The sequence below is a fragment of the Kitasatospora sp. NPDC001132 genome (assembly GCF_053598415.1).
This window is the reverse complement of the sequence record NZ_JBSFKF010000060.1, coordinates 13,685-27,109: the sequence shown is the minus strand read 5'-3', so window position 1 is coordinate 27,109 and position 13,425 is coordinate 13,685. Positions and strand designations below refer to the sequence as shown.

Genomic DNA, 13,425 nt, shown 5'->3' with positions numbered 1-13,425 from the left:
CCGCCGGGCGCCGTCGGCGGCGCGCCGCCAGGCGGAGCCGGCCGCCTCGGTGGTGAGTTCGAGCAGCACGGAGGCCGTTCGGCCCGGCCCCGGCGGTCCGGCGGAAGGCGGCCCCGCGGTCGGTGGACCGCCCGCCGCCGGGGTGGCGGCGAGGACGGCGCTTCCGGCCAGCAGGGCCAGGGTGAGGCCGATCCGGGCGGCGGGTCGGCGGACGGATGGCAGACGCACTGGGCCCTCTCCCCCGGCAGGGGGACTGATCCGCACTCCGTGTCGCTGACGCCCGCCCACGCGAACGTCGATCACCCCTCCGAGGACCCCAAATTAGGATGATCGCGCCACCGGGGACGAGCAACTTCCCTCGGACGGACCGGGGTTGCACTCTACTGGGTGACGTTCTGACGACCCGTACGGCCCATTCGGCGGATGAACGCCACTGCCGGCCGCTCCGCCGGACCTCAGTGGTGGCCGGTCACTCCGCCGTTGTCCCGGCGGTCCAGCGAGCGCTGCAGCGCGGCCGCCGCGAAGGGGTTCCGCTCGGCGGCCCGCCGGCGGCGCGGGGCGCGGACGGGGGTGGCGGCGGGGGCGGACGTGGCGTGACGGTCGGCGGTCGGCGACATACCGGGCTCCTTGGAAGCGGCGCCGCGGGAGGCGGGCGCGAAGAGGGGGAAGGGAGCGCGGGAGCAGGGATCGCCTGCTCGTGAAGGCGCACGCCTACACGGGCCGCACGCCCTGGCTACAGGGGCGGCACACCGTATGGCCCTTCCACGGTAAGGCCGCGCCCCGGCCGTGTCTGCACGAATACTTGGATTTCCTACTATCTGAGACGGGTGTCACCCGGGAGGACGCAGCGGGGCCCGGACCACCGTTCGAACGGTGGTCCGGGCCCCGCCGGAGCCGGTGGATCAGCCCAGGTCGACCGAGCGCGCGAAGTGGGCGCCGATCTCGGCGGCGATGGCCGACAGCACCTCCTGCGGGATCTCGGTGTCCACGGTGATGGAGGCCAGCGCGCTGCCGCCGTCGCGGGCGACCTGCATGCCGGCGATGTTGATGCCCGCGTCGCCGAGGTGGCGGCCGAGCACGCCGACCACGCCGGGGCGGTCCTCGTACTTGAAGAAGGCCATGTGGTCGGTGAGCGCCACGTCCACGTCGAAGGCGTCCACGCCGACGATCTTCTGGGTCTGCTTGGGGCCGGCCAGCGTGCCGGAGATGGCGATCTCCTCGCCGCCCGCGAGCGTGCCGCGAACGGTGATCACGTTGCGGTGCTCGGGGCTCTCGCTGGAGGTGGTCAGGCGGACCTCGACACCGCGCTCCTGGGCGAACAGCGGGGCGTTGACGTAGGACACCGTCTCCGCCACCACGTCCTCGAACACGCCCTTCAGCGCGGACAGTTCGAGCACCTTGACGTCGTGCTGGGTGATCTCGCCGCGGACCTCGACGTCGAGGCGGACGGCCACCTCGCCGGCCAGCGCGGTGAAGATCCGGCCGAGCTTCTCGGCCAGCGGCAGGCCCGGCCGGACGTCCTCGGCGATCACGCCGCCCTGGACGTTCACCGCGTCCGGCACCAGCTCGCCGGCCAGCGCGAGGCGCACCGACCTGGCGACGGCGATGCCGGCCTTCTCCTGCGCCTCGTCGGTGGAGGCGCCCAGGTGCGGGGTGGCGACCACGTTGTCGAAGGCGAACAGCGGGGAGTCGGTGCACGGCTCCTTGGCGTACACGTCCAGACCGGCGCCGGCCACCCGGCCGTCGCGCAGCGCGTCCGCCAGCGCCTCCTCGTCCACGATGCCGCCGCGGGCGGCGTTCACGATGCGGACGGTCGGCTTGACCTTGTGCAGCGCGTCGTCGCCGATCAGGCCGATGGTCTCCGGGGTCTTGGGGAGGTGGACGGTGATGAAGTCCGAGACCTCCAGCAGCTCCTCCAGCGAGACCAGCTTGACGCCCATCTGCGCGGCGCGGGCGGCCTGGATGTAGGGGTCGTACGCGACGATCTTCATCCCGAACGCGGACATCCGCTGGGCGACCAGGACGCCGATCCGGCCGAGGCCGACGACGCCGAGGATCTTCTCGCTCAGCTCGACGCCGGTGTACTTGTTGCGCTTCCACTCGCCCTGCTTGAGCGCGGCGTTGGCCGGCGCGATGTTGCGGGCGACGGAGATCAGCAGGCCGCAGGCGAGCTCGGCGGCGGTGACGATGTTGGAGGTCGGCGCGTTGACGACCATCACGCCGGCCTTGGTGGCGGCGGAGACGTCCACGTTGTCCAGGCCGACGCCGGCCCGGGCGACGACCTTGAGCTTGCGGGCGGCGGTCAGCGCCTCGGCGTCGACCTTGGTGGCGGAGCGGATCAGGATCGCGTCGACGTCGGCGATCGCGGTGAGCAGCTCGGTGCGGTCCGCGCCGTTGCAGTGGCGGATCTCGAAGTCGGGGCCGAGGGCGTCGACGGTGGCGGGCGAGAGCTCTTCGGCGATCAGAACTACGGATTTGCTCACGACAGTGGTCCTTAACTGTCCGGTTCCCCCGAGCACGTGGGTGGCGTGGAGGGCGGGGAAAGGTGGCATGCCGCGTAGGTAGACGCACGACGCTGTGGGCCTGACGCGCACTCGGAGTGTATCGACGGGCTGGATGGCGGGCTGCTCCCGTCCGGCGAAATCACTCGGACGAGAGCAGCCTACTTGTACAACGGGGTTACAGAATCGGGGCCGGAACCGGCCCTGAAGGGGGTCAGGCCTTCTCGTTGACCCAGCTCATCAGCGAGCGCAGCTTCTTGCCGGTGGTCTCCAGCAGGTGGTCCTCGTCGGCCTTCTTGTACTCGTTGTACTTGGGCAGACCCGCCTTGTACTCGGCGATCCAGGTGTTGGCGAAGGTGCCGTCCTGGATCTCGGCGAGGACCTTCTTCATCTCGGCCTTGGTGGCGTCGGTGATGATCCGCGGGCCGGTGACGTAGTCGCCCCACTCGGCGGTCTCGGAGACCGACCAGCGCATCTTCTCCAGGCCGCCCTCGTACATCAGGTCGACGATGAGCTTCAGCTCGTGCAGGCACTCGAAGTAGGCGATCTCCGGCTGGTAGCCGGCCTCGACCAGGGTCTCGAACCCGGCCTTCACCAGGGCGGCGGTGCCACCGCAGAGGACAGCCTGCTCACCGAACAGGTCGGTCTCGGTCTCCTCGGTGAAGGTGGTCTTGATGACGCCGGCCTTGGTGGCGCCCAGGCCCTTGGCGTACGACAGCGCCAGGGCGAAGGCGTTGCCCGAGGCGTCCTGCTCGACCGCGACGATCGCGGGGACGCCGCGGCCCTCCTCGTACTGGCGGCGGACCAGGTGGCCCGGGCCCTTCGGGGCGACCATGCAGACGTCGACGTCCGCCGGGGGCTTGATGAAGCCGAAGCGGATGTTCAGGCCGTGGCCGAAGAACAGGGCGTCGCCGGACTTCAGGTGCGGGGCGATGTCGGCCTCGTAGACGTCGGCCTGGATCGGGTCCGGCACCAGGATCATGATGACGTCGGCCTCGGCCGCGGCCTCGGCCGGGGTGACGACGCGCAGGCCGGCCTCCTCCGCCTTGGCACGGGACTTGGACTCCGGCTTCAGGCCGACCCGGACGTCGGCGCCGGAGTCGCGCAGCGACAGCGCGTGGGCGTGGCCCTGGCTGCCGTAGCCGATGACCGCGACCTTGCGGCCCTGGATGATGGACAGGTCGGCGTCGTCTTCGTAGAACAGCTCGGCCACGGGGGCACATCTCCTTGCGTGGTGGTTGCCGGGTACGCGGTGTTCACCGTATGCGCACCGGCGGGTGGTTTGGGTCTTTGGGTGGTGCGATGACGCCGGTCAGGCGCTGCGGTCCAGGGCGCGCAGCGAGCGGTCCGTGATGGAGCGCGCGCCGCGGCCGATGGCGACCAGGCCGGACTGGACCAACTCCTTGATGCCGTAAGGCTCCAGCATCCGGAGCATGGCCTCCAGCTTGTCCGAACTGCCGGTGGCCTCGATGGTCACCGCTTCGGGCGACACGTCGACGGTCTTGGCACGGAACAGCTGGACGATCTCGACGATCTGCGACCGGGTCTCGTTGTCGGCGCGGACCTTCACCAGGACCAGTTCCCGCTGGATCGCAGCGGACTGGTCGAGTTCGACGATCTTTATCACGTTCACGAGCTTGTTGAGCTGCTTGGTGACCTGTTCCAGCGGGAGGTCCTCGACGTTGACCACGATCGTCATCCGGGACACGTCCGGGTGCTCGGTCGAGCCGACGGCGAGGGAGTCGATGTTGAAGCCCCGCCGGGAGAACAGTGCGGCGATGCGGGCGAGCACGCCGGGCTTGTTCTCGACCAGGACGGAGAGGGTGTGCTTGGACATGGGGTTCCTCAGTCGCACAGGAGGGGTCCGGCGCAGCCGGTCCCGGGAAGGGCGGTGGTGGGCGACGGGCGGGCGGGCAGGGACATCAGTCGAGATCGTCGCCGAAGTCGGGGCGCACGCCCCTGGCGAACTGGATCTCGTCGTTGCTGGTGCCGGCCGCGACCATCGGCCAGACCATGGCGTCCTGGTGGACGATGAAGTCGATGACGACCGGGCGGTCGTTGATCTCCATCGCCTGCTTGATGACGGCGTCGAGGTCCTCGGGGCGCTCGCAGCGCAGGCCGACGCAGCCCATCGCCTCGGACAGCCGGACGAAGTCGGGGATCCGGGTGCCCTGGGCCGGCGGCTCGACGCCGTCGTGGCCGGGGCCGGAGTGCAGCACGGTGTTGGAGTAGCGCTGGTTGTAGAACAGCGTCTGCCACTGCCGGACCATGCCCAGCGAGCCGTTGTTGATGACCGCGACCTTGATCGGGATGTCGTTCAGGGCGCAGGTGACCAGCTCCTGGTTGGTCATCTGGAAGCAGCCGTCGCCGTCGATGGCCCAGACCGCGGTCTCCGGCCGGCCGGCCTTGGCGCCCATCGCCGCGGGGACGGCGTAGCCCATCGTCCCCGCGCCGCCCGAGTTGAGCCAGGTGCCCGGCTTCTCGAACTGGATGAACTGCGAGCTCCACATCTGGTGCTGGCCCACGCCGGCGGCGTAGATCGCGTCGGAGCCGACCATCCGGCCGATCCGCTCGATGACCTGCTGCGGCGAGAGCTGCCCGTTCGGGGCCGGCTCGTAGCCGAGCGGGTAGGTCTTCTTCCACTCGTCGAGCCGCTCCCACCATTCGGTGTAGTCGCCCCTGTGGCCGGCGTCGAACTCGGCCTGGACGGCGACGATCAGGTCGGCGAGGACCTCGCGGGCGTCGCCGACGATCGGCACGTCCGCCGGACGGTTCTTGCCGATCTCGGCCGGGTCGATGTCGGCGTGGACGACCTTGGCGTTGGGGGCGAAGCCGTCCAGCTTGCCGGTGACGCGGTCGTCGAAGCGGGCGCCGAGGGTGAACAGCAGGTCGGACTTCTGGAGCGCGGTGACGGCGGGGACGGAGCCGTGCATGCCGGGCATGCCCAGGTGCTGCGGGTGGCTGTCCGGGAAGGCGCCGAGCGCCATCAGGGTGGTGACGACCGGGGCGCCGGTCAGCTCGGCGAGGATCCGCAGCTCGGCGGTGGCCTGCGCCTTGAGCACGCCGCCGCCGACGTACAGCACCGGGCGCTTGGCACTGACCAGCAGCTTCGCGGCCTCGCGGATCTGCTTGGCGTGCGGCTTGGTCACCGGGCGGTAGCCGGGCAGCGCGGTCTCGACCGGCCAGCGGAAGGTGGTGGTCGCCTGGAGCGCGTCCTTGGCGATGTCGACCAGGACCGGGCCGGGGCGGCCGGTGGCGGCGATGTGGAAGGCCTCGGCGATCACCCGGGGGATCTCGGCCGGGTCGGTGACCAGGTAGTTGTGCTTGGTGATCGGCATCGTGATGCCGCAGATGTCCGCCTCCTGGAAGGCGTCGGTGCCGATCGCCTTGGAGGAGACCTGGCCGGTGATGGCGACGACCGGCACCGAGTCCATGTAGGCGTCGGCGATCGGGGTGACCAGGTTGGTCGCACCCGGCCCCGAGGTCGCCATGCAGACCCCGACCCGGCCGGTGGCCTGCGCGTAGCCGGTGGCGGCGTGACCGGCGCCCTGCTCGTGACGGACCAGGATGTGGCGCACCTTGACGGAGTCCATCAGGGGGTCGTACGCGGGAAGGATGGCCCCGCCCGGAATACCGAAGACGGTGTCCGCGCCCACGGCCTCCAGGGAGCGGATGAGCGACTGGGCGCCGGTCATGGTCTCGACGACGTGCTGGGGAGCGGGAGCGTTGGCGGCCGGGTTGTCCCCGCGGCGGGGGGATGCGGCGTGCTCGGTCATCTGCCTGTCTCTTCTCGGGTTTTGCCGACCCGGTGTGCGGGCCCCGGTGCTGCGAGGGTGGGGTCCCGGTCCGGGTCGATCGCCGGCTCTGCCTCAATCGTCCCGCTTCATCCGACAGGTCGGACTTGCTCGGCGGTCGAGGCCAGGGGTCTTGCGGAGGTGGAACAGCGTCAGTGCAACAAAAAACCCCTCGTGCCCAAGGGCATGCGAGGGGTGGCGCGTCGGTCTGTCACGAGCAGGGCGTACGAGCCCACTCAGCCGACGCGCCCGCCAAGTACGAGAATTCGGGTGCGCATGGCAACGACCTTCCTCCCGTGCGGGGCGACGTGTCAAGCAGGTGGGACGACCGTCTCGCCATGCGGACCCCCCGACGGACCAGTAACGGCACGGTGTTCGGGCAGGTCAGAGCCGCCATGGTGATGTGCGCCACGTCCCGGCGTGGCGTCCGTCCGGCCGTTCGGGCGGCCACCCGTCCGGGTGTCGTCGACGGCCGACGGGTACGGGCGGCGAGCCGGGAGCGGACCCGTCGACGTGGGCAGCGGGTAGTCGCGGCGGGCCAGCGCCCGGCGCAGCCGGGGCTCGTCCAGGGGCGGGGCGAAGGCCGAGCCCTGGGCCTGTCCGCAGCCCAGGTCGCGCAGCGCGGCGACCTGGCGCGGCAGGTCCACCCCCTCGGCGGCGGTGACCATCCCGAGGTCGCGGCCGAGCCGCAGCGCGTGCCCGGCGAGGGTGCGGCTGAGCGGGGACTCGCCGAGGTCCTGGACGAGGGTGCGGTCGAGCTTGAGCCCGTCCAGCGGCAGCCGGGCGAGGGCGCCGAGCGAGCCGCCGCCGGCGCCGTACCCGGCCAGCCAGGTGGAGACGCCGAGGCCGCGCAGGGCGGAGAGCCGGCGGCCGAGCTCGTCGGCGAGCGAGTCCGGGCCCATCCGGGCCACCTCGATCACCAGTTCGTCGGCGGGCAGCCCGCTGTCGCGCAGCGCCGCGGCCACCGTCTCGTACAGGCCGGGCGAGCAGAGCCGCTCGACGGACAGTCGGACGGCCACCGGGACGGGCTCGGGCAGCCCGCGGCCCCGGCCCGGCAGGCCGCGCCGCTCGGCGGCCGCGCTGACCGCCTCCAGGACCAGCCAGCGGGAGAACCTGGTCGCCGCGTCGCCGTGCTCGGTCGAGCGCAGGAACTCGGCCGGGGTGAGCAGCAGGCCGCCCACCGAGCGCCAGCGGGCCTGGGCCTCCACGCCGGTCACCGCGCCGCTGCCGAGGTCCACCACGGGCTGGTGGAGCAGCGTGAAGCCGCCCTCCCTGACGGCCAGCCGCAGCCGTTCCTCCAGTTCGGTGCGGCGCTCCAGGTCGGCCCGCATGGCGGGGGTGTAGAGCACAACCCGGCCCTTGCCCTCGGACTTGGCCCGGTACATCGCGAGGTCGGCGTTGCGCATCAGCTCGTCGGCGGCGGCCCTGGGGTCGGCCGCCGGGCCGCGTTCGGGGGTGCCGAAGGCGATGCCGATGCTGGCGGCGACGCTGAGTTCGGCGCCGCCGATCCAGTACGGCTCGGAGAGCGCGAGGCGCAGCCGCTCGGCCAGTTCCTGGACCTGGAGGCGGCCGAGCGGCCCGCAGACCAGCGCGGCGAACTCGTCGCCGCCGAACCGGGCGACGGTGTCCCCGCAGCGGACGGCGCCCTGGAGCCGGCGGGCGGCCTGCACCAGCAGCTCGTCCCCGACCTGGTGTCCGGCGGTGTCGTTGACCGCCTTGAAGCCGTCCAGGTCGAGGAAGAGCACCGCGATCCCGGCCCCGGTCTCGCCCTGCTGGCCGCGGGCGCCGAGGGCGGCCCGCAGCTGCTGGGTGAACAGCGCCCGGTTGGGCAGGTCGGTGAGCGGGTCATGGAAGGCGTTGTGGTGCAACTGGGCCTGGAGCATGACGCGTTCGGTGACGTCCCGGCTGTTGAGCAGCAGGCCGTCGCGATGTCTGCTGACGCTGGACTCGACGTGCAGCCACTCCCCCGCGCCGGAGCTGATCCGGCACTCGACCCGGGCGGAGGGCACGGCGGTGCCGGGGCTGCGGTGGGTGGCGAGCCGGACCCTGGCGAGGTAGCGGCGGACCTCGGAGAGCACCCGGCTGACGTCCTCGGGGTGCACCAGGTCCAGCAGGTTGCCGCCGACCAGCTCCTCCGGATCCCGCCCGTAGACGCCGAGCGCGGCCGGGGAGACGTAGGAGAGCACGCCGTTGGCGCCGGCGATCATGATGACGTCGCTGGAGCCCTGCACCAGGGAGCGGAAGTGCGCCTCCTTGTGGGCGAGTTCCTGGGCCAGCGACAGGTTGTCGAGCAGCATCACGCCCTGCCGCAGGATCAGCGCCAGCCCGACGGTGCAGGCCGCGGCGGCCACCACCCGGTCCAACTCCCGCCCGCCGAGGGCGTTGTAGAGGATTCCGGCGGTGCAGACCGCGGCGGCCGCGTACGGGGTCAGCGCGCTGAAGGTGGTGGCCACCCGGCGGTGCGGCAGGCCGCCGGCCGAGGGGTGGTCGCGCAGCGGACGGCGCCAGCGCGGCGACCACGGCGCCCAGCCCAGCAGCAGACTGCCGGCGAACCAGCCGGCGTCCAGCAGTTCGCCCGAGTGGTAGCTGCTGCGCAGTTCCGGGGAGGTGAACAGGGCGTCGCAGGTGACGGTGACGGCGAGCGCCAGCATGGCCGTGTGCACCGCCGCCCGGTTGCCGTCCCGGCCCCGGAAGCGCAGCCCGACCACCAGGCTGACCAGCAGGATGTCCAGCACGGGGTAGGCCAGGTTGAGGGCCAGGCGCAGCGGTGAGCCGTCCTCCCCGGCCGCGATCCGGCCGAGCGCCAGGCTCCAGCTGAGGGTGAACAGCGAGCCGGCGATCAGCCAGCCGTCGAGCAGCAGGCAGAGCCAGCCGGCCGCCGTGCGCGGGTGCTGGGCGAGTACCAGGACGCCGGTGATGGCGAGCGGGGCGAACAGCAGGAAGGCGTACTCGGCGAGCGAGTCCTGGGGCAGCGGGGAGCGCAGGACCAGCTCGTACCAGCCCCAGGTGCCGTTGCCGAAGGCGACCATGATCGAGGAGAGGCCGAACAGCAGCCAGGCCGGGCGGGCGTGCCCGCCGACGGTGCAGCCGTACACCAGGCAGGACAGCGCGGCCGCCAGGGCCGCCGCTGCCAGCCCGAAGTCTCCCATGAAGACGGACAGTTGGTGCGATCCCCAGCCCGTGGCGGCGCCCGCGGCGTAGGCCGCGCAGAGCGCGCCCAGGACGAAGCCGGGCAGCGCGCGGCTGTCCCGGATCCGGCACAGCCGTCTGCAGCGGACGGCTGCGGGCGCGTCGACGGCGGACGTGTCGGCGCGCGGTGCGTCCGGCCGTCCGGTTCCGCGCAGCACCGTTTCGGTGGAGCTCACTCGGCCTCTCCCCCTCCGGCCCGGGGCCTCGCGCCCCGGCCACGGACCATCGGCCGCGCACCTCTCGGACGTGCGCGATGGCCTGGCGCCCCGCCAGGACGGCGGCCCAGGGGGTGGGCGACCTGCCGGTCGCCACACCGTACCGATGCTCCCAAAATGGACCCTACACCAATTCCGTCACTCAATGACACACACACTCAACTTAGAGTAATGGCGGAAGGGTGGGGAAATGCCCCCGATTCCTACGGATCGGCCCGGTTGGCGGCGGCGCGCGGGCGGGGGCTCACGCGGCGCGCACGGGAGCACGGGGAGGCGCCCGAACACCGGTGCCAGGGTGGACGAACGGCGGGCCCGGACCGGCCGGAGCCGGTCCGGGCCCGTGCCGGCGCCCCGTTCAACGGCCGGAGGAGGCCAGGTCGTCCGGGAACAGCCGCAGCCGGTGCGCCAGCGCCGCCGCCTCGCCCCGGCCGCCGACCGCGAGCTTGCCGAGGATGTTGGAGACGTGCACGCTCGCGGTCTTCGGAGAGATGTACAGCTCCTCGGCGATCTGCCGGTTGGTCCAGCCGCGGGCCAGCAGTCGCAGCACGTCCCGCTCACGGGGGGTGAGGTTGAAGGAGTCCCCGGCGGCCTGGGCCGGCACCGCGGCCGCCCGCTCGGCCGGGGCGAGGCTCAGCCCGGCCCGCTCGGCCAGCGCGGAGATCTGCCCGCCGAGCGGCCGGTCGTCCCGGACGGCCGCCAGTTCGGCCGCCTCGCGCAGCAGTTCGGCGCCGGCCTCGCGCCGGCCGGCCTGCACCTCGGCCTCGCCGGCCCGCAGCAGGGCGAGCGCCAGCGGGTACGGCAGGCCGGTCGGCCGCAGCGCCTCGACCGCGGCGGCCCACTCCCGCGGGGTGTCGGCGCCCTCGGCCCGGGCCAGTTCGGCCTCCAGCAGCCGGGCCCAGCCGTGGTGCAGCGGGGCCCTCGGCCGCAGCTCGGCGGCGGCCGCGGCGATCGCGGCCAGCGCCCCGGGCCGGCCCGCCTCGGCCTGCGGCAGGCCCCGGCTGTCCGCCTCCACCGCGGCCGCCTCGGCCAGCAGCGGGTAGACGTCGGACTCGGTGCCGGTCCTGCCGTCCTCCGCGAGCACGGCGAGCAGTTCGTCCCGGGCCTCCAGCGGCCGCCCGCCGAGCGCCGCGATCCGGATCGCCAGCCGACTGATCGGCACGCTGTGCTGGACCTGGCCGATCCGGTTGGCCGCCCGGGCCTGCGCCAGCATGGCCGCCGCGGTCGTGAGGTCCCCGGCCAGCAGGGCGAGGTCGCCGCGCATCCGGTCCAGGAACTCGGCGTGGGTGCCGGTCAGGCTGGTCGACTCGTAGCCGGTCAGCACCTCGGTCGCCTCCCGCACCCGCCCGAGGTCGGTCAGCGCCTCGACCAGGTTGCCGGTCAGGATGGCGCCGATGTTGCGCAGCAGGCCGTTGCCGTCCGCGAACTCCAGCCCCTCCCTGGCCAGCCGGACGGCAGCCTCGGGCCGGCCCAGCCCGCGCTGCATGCTGGCCAGGTTGTTGATGCCGCGCAGCAGGAGGTCGGGCACGCCCAGCAGGCGGGCCCGCTCGACCGCGCCGGCGAGTTCGGCCAGCCCGCCCTCGGCGTCGCCCTGCACGTCGTAGCGCAGGCCGCCGAGGGTCATCCGGGCGTGCACCTCGACCGAGTGGGCGCCGACCTCCTGGGCGATCCGGATCGCCCGCTCGGCCAGCTCGATGTGCTCGGGCCCCGGGGTCTTGAGCATGGCGGAGTTGGCGCTGAGCGCGAACACCTCGGCCTGCACGGCGGAGGGCGGCAGGTGCTCCACCAGCCGGTGGGCGTGGGCGATCTCCTCCTCGTCCCCGGAGCGGCGCAGGCTGCCCAGCATCCGGGCCCGGTTGATCCGGAACCAGGCCGCCCGCACCGGGTGCTCCACCTCGTCGACCAGTCGGATGCCGCGCTTGGCCAGGCTCAGGCCGCGCTCACGGTCGCCGCTGCGCCGGGCCGCGACCACCGCCTCGGCCAGCACGTCCTCCAGCTGGATCCGGTCGCAGTCCTCGTCCGCGGCGTCGTGGTCCCGGGAGCCGGGCGGGTAGGTCTCGGCCCAGTCGTAGGGGCGCGTGTGCGCCAGCACCTCCTCGGAGACCAGGTCCCACAGTTCCAGGGCCCGTTCCAGCATGCCGAGCTGCTCGGCGAAGGCGTTGCGGCGGCGGGCCGCGCGGGCGGCGTCCAGGGCGGTCGGCAGGGCGCGGGCCGGATCGTGCGCGTGGTACCAGTAGTTGGCCAGCCGGGCGGCCAGCGCGTCGCCGGGGACCAGCTGCGGCTGGGCCTCCACCGCGAGCGCGAACTTGCGGTTGATCCGGTGCCGTTCGCCGGGCAGCAGGTCGTCCGAGACCGCCTCGCGGACCAGCGCGTGCCGGAACCGGTAGCCCTCGCCCTCGCTGTCCGGGCGCAGGATGTTGGCGCCGACGGCCGCCCGCAGCGCCTCGATCAGCGCCTCCTCGTCGTCCAGGACGGCGGCCAGCAGGGCGTGTTCGACGTGCGTTCCGCCCTCGGCGGCGATCCGCACCACCCGCTGGGCCTCCTCGTCCAGGCCCTCGACCCGCACCAGCAGGATGTCCCGCAGCGAGTCGGTCAGCCCGGCGCCGAAGCCGTCCTCGAAGGCGGTGGCCAGCTCCTCGACGAAGAACGGGTTCCCCTCCGAGCGGCGGTGGATCCGGTCCACCAGCTGGCGGTCGGGGGCGGCGGTGCCGAGGATGCCGGCCAGCTGGGCGGCCACCTCGCGCCGGCCGAACCGCGCCAGCTCCAGCCGCTGGACGGTGCGCAGCCGTTCGAGTTCGGCCAGGAAGGGGCGCAGCGGGTGCCGGCGGTGCAGGTCGTCGGTGCGGTACGTGGCGACCAGCAGCACCCGGGAACGGTGCAGGGTGCGCACCAGGAAGGCGAGCAGCTCGCGGGTGGAGCGGTCGGCCCAGTGGAGGTCCTCGACGGCGAGGACGAGGGTACGCTCCGCGCCGAGCCGCTCGAACAGCCTCGCGGTGTGCTCGAACAGCCGGGCCCGGCTGTACTCGTCGTTGGGTTCGCCGTCCACCTCGCCGAACTCGGACAGCAGCAGGGCGAGATGGCTCTCGCTGCCGGCCGCGGCGGCCTCCAGTTCGGGGCCGAGCGAGCGGTGCAGCCGTCGCAGCGCGGCGGCCAGCGGCGCGTACGGCAGGCCCTCGGCGCCGACCTCCAGGCAGCTGCCGAGCGTGGTGACCGCCCCCTGGGCCGCGGCCCGCTCCAGGAACTCCTCCAGCAGCCTGGTCTTGCCGACCCCCGCCTCGCCGCCGATCAGGACGGCCTGCGGACTGCCGGTGCCCGCGCGGCGCAGCGCGTCGGTCAGCTCGGTGATCTCGCTGCCGCGGCCGACGAAGACGGGGCTGACCGATGTCTGCTGCATGGAGGCGAGCATGCCATAGCCGGTGGGGCCCGGCCGAGGGGTTATCTCCCCAGGCGAACGGGGTTCCGGGCCCGAACGCCCGGAGGGGGAGACGCCCGTTCGCGGCGTCTCCCCCTCCGGAGCTCCTTCGGCACCGTCGTGGTGCCGTACCGTCAGCATTCGGGCCGACGCACGGGGCGCCGCTGGAAGCGGGCGGCCACCGGGCGCTGCCGCAGTCGGCGGGCCTCCTTGGCCTCGCGCACCAGGCGCTCGTGCTCGGCGCGGGCCACGAGTTCGTGGGCCTGTTGCTGGAAGGTCTGGTACTCGATCATTTCCGGTTCCCCCTCGGGTTCTCA

Annotated in this window: 8 protein-coding genes and 1 pseudogene; all 9 read right to left on the bottom strand. The window is 73.1% G+C overall.

Features of this window, described 5'->3' with window-relative positions:
* Positions 1-228: pseudogene (locus ACWDBE_RS38015) on the bottom strand (DUF2809 domain-containing protein); the annotation flags it as partial.
* A gap of 227 nt (positions 229-455) precedes the next feature.
* Positions 456-617 (bottom strand): hypothetical protein, encoded by a 162-nt coding sequence (locus ACWDBE_RS38010; protein ID WP_363382932.1) that lies wholly within the window; start codon positions 615-617, stop codon positions 456-458.
* Positions 618-902: 285 nt separating this feature from the next.
* Positions 903-2,483, bottom strand: a complete 1,581-nt coding sequence (serA, locus tag ACWDBE_RS38005; protein WP_449793134.1) for a phosphoglycerate dehydrogenase — start codon at positions 2,481-2,483, stop codon at positions 903-905.
* Positions 2,484-2,715: 232 nt separating this feature from the next.
* Complete coding sequence (ilvC, locus tag ACWDBE_RS38000; RefSeq protein ID WP_449793135.1) at positions 2,716-3,714, bottom strand: ketol-acid reductoisomerase; 999 nt, start codon at positions 3,712-3,714, stop codon at positions 2,716-2,718.
* A 99-nt stretch (positions 3,715-3,813) separates the two neighbouring features.
* Positions 3,814-4,338 (bottom strand): acetolactate synthase small subunit, encoded by a 525-nt coding sequence (gene ilvN / locus ACWDBE_RS37995; RefSeq protein WP_049657946.1) that lies wholly within the window; start codon positions 4,336-4,338, stop codon positions 3,814-3,816.
* 85 nt (positions 4,339-4,423) lie between these two features.
* Complete coding sequence (locus ACWDBE_RS37990) at positions 4,424-6,277, bottom strand: acetolactate synthase large subunit (protein WP_449810245.1); 1,854 nt, start codon at positions 6,275-6,277, stop codon at positions 4,424-4,426.
* Between the two features lie 329 nt (positions 6,278-6,606).
* On the bottom strand, positions 6,607-9,558 hold the full coding sequence (locus tag ACWDBE_RS37985) for a putative bifunctional diguanylate cyclase/phosphodiesterase (protein WP_449810247.1): 2,952 nt from the start codon (positions 9,556-9,558) through the stop codon (positions 6,607-6,609).
* Positions 9,559-10,054: 496 nt separating this feature from the next.
* Complete coding sequence (locus ACWDBE_RS37980; RefSeq protein WP_449810244.1) at positions 10,055-13,090, bottom strand: helix-turn-helix transcriptional regulator; 3,036 nt, start codon at positions 13,088-13,090, stop codon at positions 10,055-10,057.
* 152 nt (positions 13,091-13,242) lie between these two features.
* Positions 13,243-13,401: a hypothetical protein gene (locus ACWDBE_RS37975; RefSeq protein ID WP_158077676.1), complete on the bottom strand. Its 159-nt coding sequence runs from the start codon at positions 13,399-13,401 to the stop codon at positions 13,243-13,245.
* Positions 13,402-13,425: the final 24 nt, after the last annotated feature.

Coding starts and splice junctions, on each gene's coding strand:
- ACWDBE_RS38010 (WP_363382932.1), bottom strand. CDS start 617: ATGTCGCCGACCGCCGACCGTCACGCCACGTCCGCCCCCGCCGCCACC.
- ilvN (WP_049657946.1), bottom strand. CDS start 4,338: ATGTCCAAGCACACCCTCTCCGTCCTGGTCGAGAACAAGCCCGGCGTG.
- ACWDBE_RS37990 (WP_449810245.1), bottom strand. CDS start 6,277: ATGACCGAGCACGCCGCATCCCCCCGCCGCGGGGACAACCCGGCCGCC.
- ACWDBE_RS37980 (WP_449810244.1), bottom strand. CDS start 13,090: ATGCAGCAGACATCGGTCAGCCCCGTCTTCGTCGGCCGCGGCAGCGAG.
- ACWDBE_RS37975 (WP_158077676.1), bottom strand. CDS start 13,401: ATGATCGAGTACCAGACCTTCCAGCAACAGGCCCACGAACTCGTGGCC.